The sequence below is a fragment of the Candidatus Megaera polyxenophila genome, from assembly GCF_029982035.1.
GTDB classification, from domain to species: domain Bacteria; phylum Pseudomonadota; class Alphaproteobacteria; order Rickettsiales; family Rickettsiaceae; genus Megaera; species Megaera polyxenophila.
Map to the genome: position 1 here is coordinate 911,967 of NZ_CP104166.1, position 15,792 is coordinate 927,758.

16 protein-coding genes and 2 pseudogenes are annotated in these 15,792 nt (G+C 35.0%); 11 read left to right on the plus strand and 7 right to left on the minus strand.

Annotated features, from left to right (window positions below; translation table 11 throughout):
- Nucleotides 1-176 precede the first annotated feature (176 nt).
- Together N3Z16_RS11615 and N3Z16_RS04885 are read right to left on the minus strand one after the other, a co-directional pair.
- Nucleotides 177-347, minus strand: a pseudogene (locus tag N3Z16_RS11615) (IS982 family transposase); the annotation flags it as partial.
- A gap of 38 nt (nucleotides 348-385) precedes the next feature.
- Entirely contained in the window at nucleotides 386-562 is a 177-nt protein-coding gene (locus N3Z16_RS04885) for a transposase domain-containing protein (RefSeq protein WP_282485594.1), read from the minus strand.
- Between the two features lie 167 nt (nucleotides 563-729).
- Here N3Z16_RS04885 and N3Z16_RS04890 point away from each other — a divergent pair, with 167 nt between their 5' ends.
- The 3 genes from N3Z16_RS04890 to N3Z16_RS04900 are packed head-to-tail and all read left to right on the plus strand — an operon-like array spanning nucleotide 730 to nucleotide 4,297.
- A complete protein-coding gene (locus N3Z16_RS04890; protein ID WP_282485595.1) occupies nucleotides 730-2,349 on the plus strand; it encodes a tyrosine-type recombinase/integrase in 1,620 nt (539 codons plus the stop codon).
- Nucleotides 2,346-3,290, plus strand: coding sequence for a tyrosine-type recombinase/integrase (locus N3Z16_RS04895; RefSeq protein WP_282485596.1), 945 nt, complete (start codon nucleotides 2,346-2,348; stop codon nucleotides 3,288-3,290). Before N3Z16_RS04890 ends, N3Z16_RS04895 begins: the two co-directional genes overlap by 4 nt.
- Nucleotides 3,287-4,297, plus strand: a complete 1,011-nt coding sequence (locus N3Z16_RS04900) for a tyrosine-type recombinase/integrase (protein WP_282485597.1) — start codon at nucleotides 3,287-3,289, stop codon at nucleotides 4,295-4,297. Before N3Z16_RS04895 ends, N3Z16_RS04900 begins: the two co-directional genes overlap by 4 nt.
- A 331-nt stretch (nucleotides 4,298-4,628) precedes the next feature.
- Here N3Z16_RS04900 and N3Z16_RS04905 read toward each other — a convergent pair whose 3' ends face one another.
- Nucleotides 4,629-5,942: an IS5 family transposase gene (locus N3Z16_RS04905; RefSeq protein WP_282485558.1), complete on the minus strand. Its 1,314-nt coding sequence runs from the start codon at nucleotides 5,940-5,942 to the stop codon at nucleotides 4,629-4,631.
- 105 nt (nucleotides 5,943-6,047) lie between these two features.
- On the opposite strand from N3Z16_RS04905, the gene N3Z16_RS04910 reads away from it, so the two are divergent.
- From N3Z16_RS04910 to istA, 7 genes and pseudogenes are all read left to right on the plus strand, one after another.
- Nucleotides 6,048-7,418 (plus strand): phosphopantetheine-binding protein, encoded by a 1,371-nt coding sequence (locus tag N3Z16_RS04910; RefSeq protein ID WP_282485598.1) that lies wholly within the window; start codon nucleotides 6,048-6,050, stop codon nucleotides 7,416-7,418.
- A gap of 271 nt (nucleotides 7,419-7,689) precedes the next feature.
- On the plus strand, nucleotides 7,690-8,355 hold the full coding sequence (locus tag N3Z16_RS04915; protein WP_282485600.1) for an aminotransferase class I/II-fold pyridoxal phosphate-dependent enzyme: 666 nt from the start codon (nucleotides 7,690-7,692) through the stop codon (nucleotides 8,353-8,355).
- 38 nt (nucleotides 8,356-8,393) lie between these two features.
- Nucleotides 8,394-8,672: an aminotransferase class I/II-fold pyridoxal phosphate-dependent enzyme gene (locus N3Z16_RS04920; protein ID WP_282485602.1), complete on the plus strand. Its 279-nt coding sequence runs from the start codon at nucleotides 8,394-8,396 to the stop codon at nucleotides 8,670-8,672.
- A gap of 125 nt (nucleotides 8,673-8,797) precedes the next feature.
- Nucleotides 8,798-9,778 carry an IS701 family transposase gene (locus N3Z16_RS04925; protein ID WP_282485604.1) on the plus strand — a complete coding sequence of 327 codons (981 nt, stop codon included), beginning with the start codon at nucleotides 8,798-8,800 and terminating at the stop codon, nucleotides 9,776-9,778.
- The gene (locus N3Z16_RS04930; RefSeq protein ID WP_282485605.1) at nucleotides 9,748-10,107 is read left to right on the plus strand and encodes a hypothetical protein; all 360 of its coding nucleotides are present in this window, start codon (nucleotides 9,748-9,750) and stop codon (nucleotides 10,105-10,107) included. The genes N3Z16_RS04925 and N3Z16_RS04930 overlap by 31 nt, the downstream gene beginning before the upstream one ends.
- Before the next feature lie 81 nt (nucleotides 10,108-10,188).
- A pseudogene (locus N3Z16_RS04935) lies at nucleotides 10,189-10,473 on the plus strand (IS982 family transposase); the annotation flags it as partial.
- A 158-nt stretch (nucleotides 10,474-10,631) separates the two neighbouring features.
- Nucleotides 10,632-11,495, plus strand: a complete 864-nt coding sequence (gene istA, locus N3Z16_RS04940; protein ID WP_282485607.1) for an IS21 family transposase — start codon at nucleotides 10,632-10,634, stop codon at nucleotides 11,493-11,495.
- Here the strand turns inward: istA and N3Z16_RS04945 are convergent.
- Nucleotides 11,442-11,981 (minus strand): hypothetical protein, encoded by a 540-nt coding sequence (locus N3Z16_RS04945; RefSeq protein ID WP_282485608.1) that lies wholly within the window; start codon nucleotides 11,979-11,981, stop codon nucleotides 11,442-11,444. The two genes, istA and N3Z16_RS04945, sit on opposite strands and share 54 nt — an antisense overlap.
- A 109-nt stretch (nucleotides 11,982-12,090) precedes the next feature.
- Between N3Z16_RS04945 and N3Z16_RS04950 the strand changes: the two genes are divergently transcribed.
- Nucleotides 12,091-13,128 (plus strand): IS630 family transposase, encoded by a 1,038-nt coding sequence (locus tag N3Z16_RS04950; RefSeq protein ID WP_282485609.1) that lies wholly within the window; start codon nucleotides 12,091-12,093, stop codon nucleotides 13,126-13,128.
- Here the strand turns inward: N3Z16_RS04950 and N3Z16_RS04955 are convergent.
- The 3 genes from N3Z16_RS04955 to N3Z16_RS10940 form a co-directional block, all read right to left on the minus strand.
- On the minus strand, nucleotides 13,125-14,633 hold the full coding sequence (locus N3Z16_RS04955; RefSeq protein WP_282485610.1) for a recombinase family protein: 1,509 nt from the start codon (nucleotides 14,631-14,633) through the stop codon (nucleotides 13,125-13,127). The genes N3Z16_RS04950 and N3Z16_RS04955 overlap by 4 nt on opposite strands.
- A gap of 266 nt (nucleotides 14,634-14,899) precedes the next feature.
- Entirely contained in the window at nucleotides 14,900-15,319 is a 420-nt protein-coding gene (locus tag N3Z16_RS04960; RefSeq protein WP_282485611.1) for a helix-turn-helix domain-containing protein, read from the minus strand.
- 190 nt (nucleotides 15,320-15,509) lie between these two features.
- The gene (locus N3Z16_RS10940) at nucleotides 15,510-15,704 is read right to left on the minus strand and encodes a DUF5372 family protein (protein ID WP_410519609.1); all 195 of its coding nucleotides are present in this window, start codon (nucleotides 15,702-15,704) and stop codon (nucleotides 15,510-15,512) included.
- Nucleotides 15,705-15,792: the final 88 nt, after the last annotated feature.

A 15,792-nucleotide genomic window follows, 5' to 3' on the forward strand; every position in this document is an offset into this window, starting at 1 on the left:
AATCGTCTGAGAAATCTAACAATTACCCACAAGTGCAACTGTCATATTTTCTTTCTCTTTTACCTTTCTTTAAAATCATGATATCGGCGTTCATAACGCCAGTTTAGGATAAAAAACGTAATGCCACGGTGGACCCAGCTTGCAAAAGGTTAGTTTTATAGGATAATAATGCCAGTTTAGGATAAAAGGGGATAAGAATTGCTTAAATCATCAAGTTTTAAGGAAGATTTTTTAATAGCATAACCAGCAAGACAAGCTAAGACATGCACAAGAAAATTAACAGGTGACCTGTGCCTTGAGTGTTCTAAGCTCATATGGTTTTTTAGTACATTAAATACAGATTCAATGTAATGCCACGGTGAACCCGGCTTGCAAAAGATTAGTTTTACAGGATAATATTCCAAGGAAGGAGGTCTGCAATTTTTTTATGGTTATAATCCTGGATGGTAGCTAGTACCTTTTGCAGGTATAGATGTGGGTTGATGTTGTTCATCTTGGCGGTTTCAATCAGCGAGTATATACCAGCTGCAGTATGACCTCCATTGTCAGAACCAGCAAACATCCAATTCTTCCTGCCTTATGTTGCCAAGCCAGTTATGTTGTGTTGGGTCAACATTCCTTATTCTTCTTACCCCTTTATTATCATCTAAACAACATAATTTTTGCATGATGTAGGTTATCCTAACACTGGTTGTTCATAATTTCAATAAACCAGAAAGGAGGAAGATCATGTTTAACCAACTATTCAGAAGCAGCTATTACGTTACAAAGCATATTAACACACCATTGCTGGAGGAGCGTTTAAATTATCTCCAGTATTGGCATGAAGCTGGTAAAGCTCACAGCACTCTCACAACTATCGCGCAATATCTTGTACGCATTGTTGAGTATCTACAGTTAGATACTACAGATATTGTGACTATAGAAGAAGTTGAAGTAGCTGCTGATCTCTGGGCTAGATATCAATCTAATAACCCACAAAAAAAGGCAGCCTTTTCAAAAACTGGGAAAAAACGTTTTATTTGGTATGCCACTCACTGGCTGGCAAAACTATGTCGTTTAAAACGCCCAGTAAAAACAGTTATCCCAGTGTTCCAGAAGATTTTTGTGCAATCTCATACAATAGCCCGCCATTCGACAGCTCCGTTAGTTGAGGAAAGGGTGATGTATCTACAGTATTGGAGTGATTGTGGAGCAGTAACTTCTACCATTCGTATAATAGCGCAGTATCTATTGATCATCATACAGTTTTTAGACTTTTATCAAGTAAGGATAGTAACATTGAGTGAAATTGAAGAAGCAGCAGTGAGGTGGCGCCGGACAAGAGATCCACAGAATATACATAAGAAAAGCAAATATTCAAAATTTGCAAAAAGACAATTTATTCGAAATGCTGCGAGGTGGTTTAAAATGCTAGGTTGTTTACAGGAAACCAAGCAGCCTATTTCATTTGAAGAATATCTCAACCAGTATATAAGTTACATGAGGCAGGAACAAGGACTGTCCGAATGTACAATTCTTTCCAGGTTTTATCAACTTAGAATTTTTCTTACCAGTATTGAGCAGAAGCAGCAAGAATTTACTAAGCTCACACCACTCATCGTAGATGAGATAATCATAGGCAAACATGATATTGATCATCACTCAAGACGCACTGTGCAACTTTACGCTTCAATACTGCGCTCCTTCTTGAGATATGCCGAGGATCAAGGCTGGTGTCCAAAACACTTGGCAAGTACTATTAAAGCACCACGTGTATATAGAGATGAGTCACTGCCTTCTGCACCATACTGGAGTGATGTCAAAAGGTTACTAGCAAATAGTGTCAGTGATAGTCTAGTAGACATCAGAGACTATGCCATATTAATGCTACTATCAGTATATGGCATGAGATGCAGTGAGGTTACTCATCTTCGTTTAGAGGATATCGATTGGGAAAATGAGTTGATTCATTTACAGCGTGCCAAGAGATGCAAACCTCAGACATTCCCTCTTTCTAAAACCGTTGGCGAAGCAATTTTACGATACTTAACTCTCGTCAGACCAAAATTGCGCACGTCGAGAGAAATATTCTTGTCTATGTACGTGCCTTATAAACTTTTATCATCGGCTGCAGTGTATCAAATTGTCAGTAAAAGGCTTAAGAAGCTGAATATTACAATAAAACATTATGGACCACATGCACTTCGTCATGCATGTGCCACTCATTTAATTAATGAAGGAATATCACTGAAAGAAATAAGTGATCATTTGGGGCATCGGACTCTAGATACCACAAGAATTTATGCAAAGGTTGATCTTACAACTTTGCGCAAAGTTGCTGAATTTGATATGGGAGGTCTATTATGATGCTAAACCAACTTGTAACTCAATATATCCACTATAGGCAATCTTTAGGTGAGAAATTTAAGACCAATGCGTACTACTTAAAAGCCTTTTGCAGGATAGTGGAATCAAATACAGATATCCAATCTATCTCTTTAGCGCAAATAAACAGCTTTCTTTACGGGGACGCGCAAACTGTAACATCTAGCTGGTTTGCCAAGCATTCTGCACTCTTCGGATTCTATCAGTATGCATTGACGCGCAATTACGTTACCAAAGTACCACTTCCATCTATTTTACCAAAAAGACCACAAGGATTTGTTCCATATATTTACTCACAAAGTGAGCTAAAACTACTTTTTGATACAGCCTTAACATATCAAAAAAATAAGAGCTGCATTCTGCCATACACAGTACAGACTGCACTTATTTTGACCTATGCTCTTGGTCTACGAATCCATGAAACACTGTCTCTAACTCTGCAGGACATAGATATAGAGAATGCAGTAATCACAATAGAGCAATCTAAATTTTATAAGTCCCGCTTAGTACCGTTTAGTATACAAATTAAGGATACCATTGCCAAATATTTAGAATGGAGGATAGATCAAAGGCAGCCACAATCACCAGAAAGCCCTTTGTTTATAGGGAAAAATGCTCAGGCATTTAATATAAATACAATGCAATATATTTTCCAAAGAATAAGAGCTAAGGCTAAGATTAAAAGAGACGATACTAGCAGATATCAACCAAGAATGCATGATCTTCGTCACAGCTTTGCTGTACATAGACTAACAAGTTGGTATCGGGAGAAGAAGGACGTGCAACAACTTCTTCCAATATTATCAACCTATCTTGGTCACAGACGCCTTGCTGATACGACGGTTTATTTGACAATGACGGATGATCTGTTGCAGGAGGCTAATATACGCTTTGAAAAATATACAATAGGAGAAAAACAATGAAAGATACAAATTATTTAAGCATATGGATAAAACGATTTTTGTTAGAATATTTAATCAGTACCAGAAACCTATCAAAAAACACACAGCAAAGTTACCGCGATACATTCAAGCTACTATTGCCATGCATGGCTAGTAGGTCTAAAAAGGCCATTGATAAATTGCTTATAGATGACATTAGCTCAGATCATATAAAAGCCTTTCTTCTTTCGCTCGAGAATGATCGCCATTGTTCATTATCAACGCGCAATCAACGCCTTGCGGCACTTCATGCTTTTGCAAAATTTGTAGGGCTAAATAGCCCAGAGCATGTAGAATGGTCTAGACAAGTACAGATAATCCCCTTTAAAAAAGCGGAGCACAGATTGATAACTTATCTTGATAAATCAGAGATGGATGCGCTATTAACCGCCCCAGATACTAACACTACTCAAGGCAGGAGAGATTATGCATTATTACTCTTCCTCTATAATACTGGAACTAGAGCTGATGAGGCGGCTCAGCTAACAATAGCTGATCTCAGTGTAGCTCATGTGCAAAAGAGAGATTTATCTACTGTTATCATCAGAGGCAAGGCTAATAAATTTAGAAGATGTCCATTATGGCAAAAAACTGTTACAGAACTTCAAGGTTTGATAGCTAATAGAGATAAACATGAGCATGTGTTCTTAAACCGCTGCAAGCAACCACTGACTCGCTTTGGAGTGCATAACATGGTCAGACGTTATACCAAAGAGATCGTCAAAACAATACCATCGATAAGCCAAAAAAGAGTAAGCCCACATACAATACGTCATACGACGGCTACTCATTTACTGCAATCTGGTGTAGATATCAATACAATCAGAGCTTGGCTCGGACATGTATCAATTAACACAACAAATATTTATGCAGAGGTAGATTTAGAAATGAAGGCAAAAGCACTAGCTTGTTGTGATATTACAAATGATAAGCCACCAACGCATTGGAGGGACAATAAAGACCTGATGAGTTTTTTGGCTACACTTTAATACAAATAAAATAATACGGAGCGTCGTCGGAGCGTTGAGTTAGGGTACTTAATTATGTTATCTTCGTTTCATAAAACGTACAGAGATATAGGGTGCAATAACTCAACACAACATAACTAGCTTGGCAACATAGTCTTTCCGTCAAAATTCTAAATTTTTGATGTAGTTTTAATAATTTTAAAAGTCAATCATCGCATTTTTATTTTTTTGGGGTATTTTTTTACCAAAAATATAAAATTTAGGTGCTATGATGGCAAAAATTCACAATTTACTCATGATTCTCTCTTGAGCAATGCTAATTGCTTAAATTATTAAGATTTTCGGAAAATTATTATGCGGTGGATTCTTTGAGAATATTAGTGATTCTACGCAAATTCAAGCCAACGGCAGAGATAAGCGGATTAACGATATCTCCAATTATTCCCTTAAGGTAGTTTCTACCCATACGACCAAAATTCTTTAGATGACCTATTATCGGTTCAATTGCACTTCTCCGCTTTTGCATCTTTTTGTCATCGGTTGATAAAGCTTTCTTGGTCTTGGCGGTAAAAACCTTGCCTTTTTCTTTGAAGTTATGGCCGGTGTAACCAAGATCTACAAAAATTTTGCTAGTCTCCGGACTTAGCTTGCGCAGCTCCGATACCGTTTGATCTAAAGTATGTCCGTCGTAGGGGTTACCGTGAAAAGATTTAACCCCAAGAATAAAGTTGCCTCGGCCGCTTACTGCAATCCCGACTTTGTTACCAAATTCGTAAGGTTTATTCATTTTACCCTTGCCGATACACTCTACCTCCGGAGCATGAAAGCTATAGACTATCTTATGCTCTTTTTTATAAATATCCTTGTCCTTTTTCTTAAGCACAGACTGGGCATGAATATTTTTAACTCTCGTAAAAATGGCGCTATCCTCAGCAGATAGTTCTAATTTTGATTTTTCTATACCTCTCCAGCATATACGGATCAACCTACCTAAGCGGACTTTTAAGCTTATCATTATTTTTCTACGTTGCCTTGCTTTACTATCTTCCTTGTACTTCCAAAGCTTGATCGTCTTATATTTAAAACTCTTGGCGTATGTCTCGTTAAGCGAAATACCAAGTCGTTTACAGAGATCTACTACTTTTGCTCTTGCGGTCTCCATTAAATGTACGTCATGTGGATGTTTGATATTCTTAATCTGTACAGTCGTATCTATAATCGCCGATTCCAAGTCTTTTTTTTTGAGTGCTCCGACCTTCAGTCCTATACGCAAAAGCTCTTTTAGAATCTCTTTATATCCTTCCTCTCCCAGAGCATTGCGGAATCTACGTATAGTCGCCTCCGATACGTCAATATCTTGTTGCATATACTCATAGCCGCAAAAATATTGCCAATATATATTTTCCTTTAATTCTTCCTCCGTAAACGAATCAGAACCGTTATACATAGCTTGCAGCATTGATAGTCCTAGCATTACTCTATGATCCTTCTTATTTCTACCGAATTGCTTGATTTCAACCTTAGCTAATGCCAGCGCTTCAAGTTCAGACCAATTTACCAAATCTCTCAGTTTATATAATTTGTTTTTGCGATTTAGTTGTATAGATAATTTTTCACCAAATAATCTTTCTTGTTTTTGAGAAAAACTAATATTTTCTATAGGCATATACTTTAAAATCCATAAGCTTTATGCGCTAATTATAACATTTTCTTATGGATTTCGTAAGCCATTTATAACATGAAACCCCTTCTAATTCAGGGGTAGAGAGTTTTGACGGAGAGACTAGTTAGATGGTTACCTGATGGTAATTTAGAATATATAGGTCGTAATGACTTTCAGGTTAAGATTAGAGGATATAGGATAGAGCTTGGAGAAATAGAGAGTGCTATTGAAAAGCATGGTGACGTTTTACAAGCTGTGGTTATAGCTAAAGGAGATAATGATTATAATAAGAAGTTAATAGCGTATATAGTACATGGAGAATTTACTCCATCTGTTACTGAATTAAAAGAGTTTTTATCGGAGATTTTACCTGAATATATGGTACCTAGTATATTGGTATATTTAGATAAGTTACCACTTACGATTAATGGTAAAATAGATAGGAAGTCATTACCGGATCCTGAGTTTGGAAGTGATGAGAATAGTTATGTAGCGCCACGTAATGAATTAGAAAGTAGGGTTTGTGGTATATGGTCAGAAGTTCTGGGTGTGCCTATAGATAAAATAGGGATTAGAGATGACTTCTTTAAATTGGGTGGCGATAGTATCTTAGCGTTGAAATTACTTAGTAAGCTAAATAATTTTTATAAATCTTATTTAAAAGTTGTTGATATATTCAATTGCAAAAACATTGAATTATTAGTAACCAAAATTATGCAGTATAAAGATAAATATCAAACTATTGTAAAGCTTAATACTACTGTTAATAAGCCAAATATATTTATGATCCATCCTGGAGATGCAGGATGTGAAGTTTATAGTGAGTTAGCTACTTCATTGAATGATGATTTTAGCTGTTATGGAGTAGATTCATATAATTTATATAATTCATATAAAATTGTTAATTTAAATGAATTAGCTCAATATTATTTATCATATATTGAGGAAATAATGCTTAGTACTAACCAAAATGTGTATATATTACTTGGTTGGTCATTGGGAGGGCAGATAGCATTGGAGATAGCATCTATTTTAGAAAAGAAAGGATATGATAAAATAAGAGTTTATTTATTGGATACAATTCTGAATGATGATTATTTGTTAAGCTTAAAAAGTAAAATTGATCTTGAAAAAATAAAGTGCGAATTTAGAAATTATTTAATAAAGCAAAATCTTGAAAAAATATATATAGATAGAGTTATTGTAAATATGGATATAGAGACTGATCTTAGTAAGCAAAAAATATCTTCTTCTTTAGCCAATACCCAGATCTTTTTATTTAAAGCTATGGCTGAAGATACAAGATTTAATACGATTGATTTTAGAACACTTTATAAGTATTTATTTACGCTAAAATATAATAATATAGATAAAATTGTGAGTAATTGTTCTAATATTAAATTAATTGAAATGGATAATGTAAGTCACGGTAATATATTAACCCAAATAAAATTTTTAGTATCGCAAATTAAGTTTTGAAGTATAGTGGTACCGTGTGTCTAGCATATGATCAGTCAAAGGTGGCTGGTTATATAGTAATTTAGTTTGAATTAGGGATGGGATGAGTTATAATAGAAATAAAAATGACGATGAGATCGTACAGTACAGATTTAAGAGAAAGAGTAATAGAACATATAAAGTTAGGAGGAAGCCAGGTATCGTCTTCGATGATATTTGGAGTTAGCACGAGTGGGGTAATAAGATGTATAGTAATGAAGATATCAATAGAGCGCTTGAGGAGCGGTATGTTATGGCGGAAGAAGATATAGCAATTTCAGAGAAGCTACTCATGGCGATATGTAGTAAAAATGCAGAAATAGTTCGTATGTTGCTAGATGCCAATGCTGATGTTAGTGCTACGAATAAAGATGGTAACACAGCTTTATTCGTAGCTTTAAATGGTATCAAACGAATCATTACAGATGAATTAACATACCCAGGTTTCATTCAAATAGCAAAATCACTACAAGCAAATATAGTCCCGGTATCTTTAGACAATACAAATACTATAGCTATTCAAAATTTAAACGAGATTTTAGAGAAAAATATAAATACAAAATTAATTTACACAATACCTGAGGGGCATAACCCATTGGGAACAAGTTTAACTAAATCAAAGCGTCTTCAGCTTATAAATATAGCACATTCCTATAAAATACCGATTGTAGAAGATGATGCTTATGGGTTTATTAATTACAAAAAGTTAGAGTCACCATTAAGATCTAACTGTAGTAAATCAGTAATTTATATAGGTTCCTTTTCTAAGATACTGTCTCCTGCAACTAGAGTGGGTTGGATTATTGTATCGGAAGAATTAATAGAAAAACTAGAGATATTAAAAGAAGGGATCGATATTAATACGGCTACTCTAGCACAACATATATTGTCTTCTTATTTGGCTTATCTGAGCATTTAAACTTAATTAGAAGCACTTATAAACAAAAGAGAGATATAATGGTTCGTGCACTGAAATGGCATATTCCTGAAATGCAGTTTACTATACCAAATAGTGGTTTTTTTATATGGGTAAGATTGCCAGGTATTGATATTAATGAACTTTTTTTGTTAGCATTAGAAAAGTATAAAGTATCATTTTTACCTGGAGATGCTTTTCATGTTCAATCTAACGATCATAAATCAGACTTTTTGCGTTTAAGTTTTGCTTTTTGCCCTTCTGATTTAATTGAAACTGGAATAATTCGTTTAAAAAAAGCTATTAAAGAATTAAAATAATAAAAATATATGAGGTTTATATGTTAAGTTCAAATGCAGCAGCTGCTATTCAACATGAAAAAATCAGGAGTTTCGCACTTGAGGAAAAAATGTTAGATTAGAAAAAAAAATATTTTCAGTAAGGAATGGCAAGATCGAAGTGCAGTAAGAATTTGTACAAATCATTTTTGCAAGCAAGTAGCGTGAGATATAGCGGCAAAGCGCTATCGGAAGTAAGTCCCGTCGCTCTGTCCCATGATAGTGCAAGTCGTTGGTTAAATAGTCAGAATTTCCGTCTTGGCGAGATTTATAAAGAGGTATCGAAATATATTGATCAGGATTCTCCTTGCCTGTTAGTAGGTGATGATACTTTGATATCAAAGCAATATAGCAAAAAGATCGAACTTGTGCATTATCAATATTCTGGAGCCGAACATGATGTTATTCCCGGTATAGGAATGGTAAACCTGCTGCATTATGATAGAAAGACTGACCAATCTATCCCTGTAGATTATAGGGTTTATGATAAAGAAACCGACGGAAAAACAAAGAATGATCATTTTTGTGATATGCTTAGTTTGGCTAAGGAAAGGGGTATCAATCCTGAGGCTGTAGTAATGGATGCTTGGTATAGCAGCTTAGAGAATTTGAAACATATACGTGATTTAGGTTGGATATGGGTTACCAACCTAAGGAAGAATAGGAAGGTTAATCGTAATGTTAGCTTGGAAAGTTTGGAGATTCCCGATGAGGGGCTAAGAATTCATCTACGTGGATACGGTTGGGTTACGGTATTTAAGTTCATGGCAAAAAATGGCCGCGTTGATTACATAACAACTAACATGTCAAATCCAACACGTGAGCAAATAGAGAAAATTGTTGAAGCACGTTGGTCTATAGAAGTTTATCATCGAGAATTAAAGCAAACTTGTGGTATTGAACGCTGTCAGGCACGCACGGGTCGGGCTCAACGAAACCATATTTGCCTTGCCGTATTTGCTTGGCTTGAAATGAACAAAAGGAGGATAAATGAAAAAATTACTTTATATCAACAAACTTGGGACGTTATAAAAACAGCTATCCAATGCAATATCAGATGGCTATTAGACGATATGCAATTTTGCTAAGTGCGAAACTCCTGAAAATATCTCTTACCGAGCAATTATTTGAAGCAGTTAAAGAAAATAATATTATGAAAGTAAGGGTGTTGTTAAGATTCAAAGCTAATGTTGACGCTATAAATGAAGATACTGAAACAACTTTACTAACTGCTTTGGTTGTTAATAAAAATTTATGTAGTAGTTATCCTCCTGATTTTTCGGAGCGAGCAGAACTTACAAAACTTGATGATGATTATTACTGGCGTGGTAACTCAAATTGTCTTAAAACGATGCACAAGCAGTTCATTCTAAAGCAAAATATCAAAACACCCCAGTTCGGGATAAGGATTGCATAAATATATAGTAGATACAAGGGTTGCAAGATGGTGATGCCTGTGATAAAGCTCTTTTTTAACAAAAAATGGCAAACCACAGGCATGAAAAAAGATATCACGGAATTGTACAGCTTTATAGATGATTTTTACCAAATTTACTCTGGTTACGAAAAAAAGCAATTATTACCTGGCAATAAACAGCGAAATCGCTTGTGTAGTATGAGCTTGAGCGAGATTATGACGATCATGGTAATGTATAATACGTCTCATGCAAAGAACTTTAAATATTTTTACAAAACTTGTATAGAATATATCCACAAAAACGATTTTCCGAATGCCTTAAGTTATAACCGTTTTGTAGAACTAATGTCTAGATGTTGTGCGCCAGGTATTTTAGGCCACTAAAAAAGGAACTGCGCCAAGCATACTAGTCCACCCCTGCGCCAGGTGAGAAGTCCACTTTCAACAGAAGAAAACAATGCTAATTTAATAACTTATTGTTAATTAAATTAGAGTTTAAATTAAATTGAATGAGGAAATATAGTATGTCAACAATTAGAGAAGTGCTGTACCAGCACATCAAAGGTAATAGCCAAAGACAGATAGCTAGATCATTTGATCTATCCAGGGATACAATAAGAAAATATATTGAGTTAGCAAAACAAGAAAATCTCAGTATTTTAGCTAGTGACTCTGAATTAAACAGGATAGCGATCAAGGTTGAAGAAAAATTATATAAGAACGAACCTATACATAGAGCATCTGCAATGATAATTCTTGCAGAATATAATGAGGCAATAGGGAACTGGCTAAAACAAAGAAGTATAACCCACACCCAAATTCGGCGTTTACTATTAGCAGAAGGCGTCAAAGTAAGTAATCGGAGTATTAACCGATATATTCAAAAAGCTTTTCCTAAGCTACCCAAGAATACTATTCATATAAAGACTGAACCAGGTCAAGAAGCTCAGGTAGATTTTGGTTATATTGGCAAGATGCAGGATGTTAATGGTAAAAATAGAAAACTTTATGCTTTTGTAATGACGCTGTCCCATAGTCGTTATCGTTACGTAGAGTTTGCTTTTTCACAGGACCAGGTTAGTTGGGCTCAGCTCCATGTAAATGCTTTCAACTTTTTTGGTGGTGTACCGAGTAGGGTAATATTGGATAATTTAAAAGCCGGGGTCATTAAACCTGATATTTATGACCCTACTTTAAATGAGACTTATTCAGAATTATCAAGGTTTTATGGTTTTACAATAGACCCGACTAAAGTTTTTAAGCCGGAGCATAAACGTCGTGTTTCATACTGCACCTCATTTCAAATGATTAACATAAAACTTTTCATTGCTCAATCACTTTTTTATTTGAACTCTTTTTGTTATAGGCGAACCTTGCTTTTTAACTAGTAATTCAGTATTGGATGGTTTTTCGAATAAGTATGTATCCTTATTATTAGCTAAATAACCTGTAATTAATCCATGCTTACACCACTTATAAATGGTAGCTGTACTAAGGTTTAAACTTATAGCTAATTCTCCAGCGGTAAGCAATCCTTTTTCTAGAAGTTTATCGTAGTAGCTTTTAATCTTATATTGGTGTCGAAGTCCTTTTACAATTCTTACATTAAATGTATCACTACATGAAGGCTTATAACCCTGCGTATTTAATATTTCTGCAATCTCTAAATCAGTATGTCGGTTTGTTAATTCAATAATTACCTTGATTATATCCGGACTAGTTTTTCTAATTTCAGATGCGTTTTTTGGCAACGGCAATAATAAGCTTTTAATCTGTCCTCCAGCGCAGAGAACATGAACTTCTATATTATATTTTGTTTTTTTTAATGTAATGTCTGCTATTAACAAGCGTAGCATTCTTTTACGCTCTTTCATTGGAGTATTACTGGAATACCAAATTAAAGCAAAATTTTTACTATTAACCCACCAATTAAATACCCGACATAACTATTGCCAAGAAGGAAGGAATTTGTATAATGCAATAATGTCAAAAAGTGAAGATTTTAGGAAATTATCAATAAGCGCACAAGCGTCGATGAGAAAGATTGCTCTAAAACTAGTAAAAAGAGGAGAGAGTCAATCGTCGGTAGGTGAATTAATAGGAGTGAGTCGCCAGACAGTAAATGAATGGGTAAGGAGGGAAAAGAGAGGCGACAAGTACGCAATTAGTGGGAAGTTAAGAGGTAGAAAGATAGGAGAGAAAAGGCTTATAACCGAAGATCAAAGTAAAATAATACAAGGGTACGTAAATATCTCTAGACCAGAAGATCACAATATCAAATCAGCATTATGGTCAAGAAAATCAGTTAATGCACTCATCAAAAAACATTGTGGATTTTTTCTTCCCCTAAGTACAATAGGCGAATATTTAAGAAGATGGGGGTATACTGCACAAAAGCCAAAGAAGTTAGCATATGAGCAGCAACCCAAAAGGGTTCAATTTTGGTTAGATGAAGAATATCCGTCAATAGCCAAGCAAGCAGAATATGAAAAGGCAGAAATACATTGGTGCGACGAAGTAGGGATAAAACAAGAGTGTCAGGTATTACAAAGCTATTCTTTAAAAGGAAAAACCCCTGTTGTGATTCATAAATCGAAGAGATTTAGTATAAACATGATATCCACTGTTACAAATAACGGTAAGCTAAGGTTTATGCTGTACGAAGAGACACTAAAAACAAATGTATTTATAGAATTTTTACGGAGGTTGGTAAAATACTCCAAGAAAAAAATCTTCTTAATCCTAGATAATCTCAAGGTTCATCATAGCAAAAAAGTACAAATATGGACTCGGAAACATAAAAAGAAAATTTCTTTATTTTTTCTGCCTCCGTATACTCCGCAACATAATCCGGATGAATATTTAAACAACGATTTAAAAAGAAATGTAAATAGGAAACATATACCTCTTACAAAATCTGAACTCCAAGGGAATTTAAAATCTTACCTAAGGACTCTGCAAAATAACCCAGAACATATCAAAAGATTATTTCAGGCGAAAGAAGTAAAATATGCCGCCTAAGTCGGGTATTTAGTTGGTGGGTTAATAAGTTCCAATAGTTTTTCTTTTTGCTCATTGGTAATAACATTGATTTTTTGTTTTGAGTAGCTATCGTACTCATCATAAAGGTTATTTAAATACCTTAATTTATCATTCCAATCTGCTTCTAGTCCGCTAGCAACTAAGCGATTATCCGGATCTACTTTCATGTAGCGCCGCCTAGCAAGTTCAGATTCATAACGAGCACGATCCAACTGCTGCTGCCAAAGCTGATCGGATTCTAACCAGCGTTGCTCTAATTCTTTTTGAACTGCCATGCACACTTCTAGAGTTACCGGGTTCATCATATTGATGATCATTTCTTCTATAGCTTTATCTATATGTTCTCCAATAATCGATTGGCATATAGTTTGGTTATGTTTTATACCTTCTCTTTGACATACATAATCCGGGGATGGCTGACAGTTTTTCATATGGTACCTAATTGTCATACGTTGCCCACAATACCCGCACAATAGCATGCCTTGTAATAAAGCATTACCCTCTCTAGGTGGGCCCTGATTTCTATCAGAAGAAAATGGCTGCATATTATCTTTTAACCTTTGTTGATTCTGCTCATATTGCTCAGCAGTGATGTACCCTATATGTGCACCTACCTTAAAAACATGCCACTCTTCTTTAGGCATAAGGCGTGGCTTCATTTCCCCACCGGCTAAATATTTCACCTGTCTACGACCAAAGGCATAAATTCCTCCATAGTGTGGATTATGTAAAATTTGTAACACTCGAGTATGAGTTATTTTACCCCATAATATATCTCCCTTATTTATACCTCGAACAAGCTTTTGAGGGAAAAGCCAGCCATTTTGTTCAAATGTTTTGACTACAGCACAGGCTGTACCTAATCTTTCAAAACAGCGAAATAGTTGTAAAATCAAAGTACGAATCTGCTCATCCGGATCTAGAATAATTTCTTGTTTTGAATTATAAACAAACCCGATAGGTAATGGTACCTTAAGTTCACCACGTTTTGCCTTGTTAAGCGTGCCACCACGTAAGCGCGCCTTTATAACATGCAGTTCTGCCTCACTCATAGTTCCCTTTAACCCTAATACTAACCGATCATTAAAATCACAAGGGTTATAAACGCCGTCTTCGTCAAGTATTAATGTGTTTGTTAATGCACATAATTCTAATAAACGATGCCAATCAGATGAATTACGTGCTAATCTGGATACTTCTAGCACCATAACAATACCGGCCTTTGCTAAACTAACTTGAGAGACCAGATATTGAAAACCTTCACGTAATACTGACTGTGCACCAGATTGTCCTTGATCTTGATCAATAACAGTAATTTGGTCAAGGGTCCACCCAAGACCAATAGCTCTTTCTTTTAAAGCATATTGCCGCTTAGTACTTTCTTGGTTTACTTGCATCTGCTTTAAACTGGATTGTCGAATGTACAGATAAGCTTCTCTATCTAAGTGCTTTGTTGTTATTTTACTGTGTAATTGGTGCATCATTTTTTCCTTCTATCATATTTGCAATAACCATAATTACTTCACTAGGTAGGTCTTTTTTAAATACTTCAGTATTACCCTTTTGTGTTGGTTTGATACCATAATATGAAGACCTTAAATGGATCCACGATGCCATACCAAGTTTATAAAAATCCTCAAAACTGCTATTAATGGAAAGAACATTACCACCAACAACATTATTTCGTAGAGCTTCATAGTCCTCAATTGACCTGTTGTTAAACCAGCAATATATTCCGGAGTCGGCATTACTATTTTTTTTCCCGTAGTACTCGTTGTGCTGTACTTACATGCATAGGAAAAAATTGTTTTTCTACTTCAGCTACAATTTCTTTCCAAGTTAATTCTTTTATAGAACGCCTATCCTGAATAAAGGTAATTACTTCCGGTATTAATTTATATGCTGCTTTAGGACCTGTTTTTAGCGGTAATAAACCGGTTAATCCTTGTTCTCTAAATAAGCTATTTATCTTATAGAAAGTTGGCCTGGAACACCCAAAAGCAGAAGTAGCTTTTGTAATTCCCCACCCATCAATATGTACATGCCGTAACATCTCGTACTTAACCTGTAATAGGTCATATGGGTCAAAAAATTGATATTGATTAAATAGCGGATCTTTAACATTTTGCGGCCGAATGTTTAGAACTCTCCATTGCCGTAATTGATTCATTTTCTCCATTGATATCATAAGCTTACCTTTATGTTTTATAATATTAATTATGCTATATTAATATAAATACATAGCTTTAGTATCATAATTTGATTTACATTTATGCTATAATTTATTTTACACTTATTTTATAATTTTGTGTTTTTATCTTGTAAATTTTCTATTATCCCTGTTAGTTTGAGTAAATCTTCTATACGAAATGGTACTCTCCTATTAGCAATAGCAATATAGGGATCTTCTGTGGTATTAAATCTGTCCAGCATAAAGGCAACGCCTTTAACACTGCATCTTCATCGTAGTAATAGGCTCTTTTTTCTCCCCAAATATATCTTATTGTAATGAGAGCAAATTTTTTTCCTTTTAAAGGATGAAATGGGTGGGTCACGTAAAAAGTTCTACCTTCACCATTTTCATCATCTATAGTTGTCGACTTGATATAATGGAAAAGTTGAACGTTCCCAACAAACTGATCT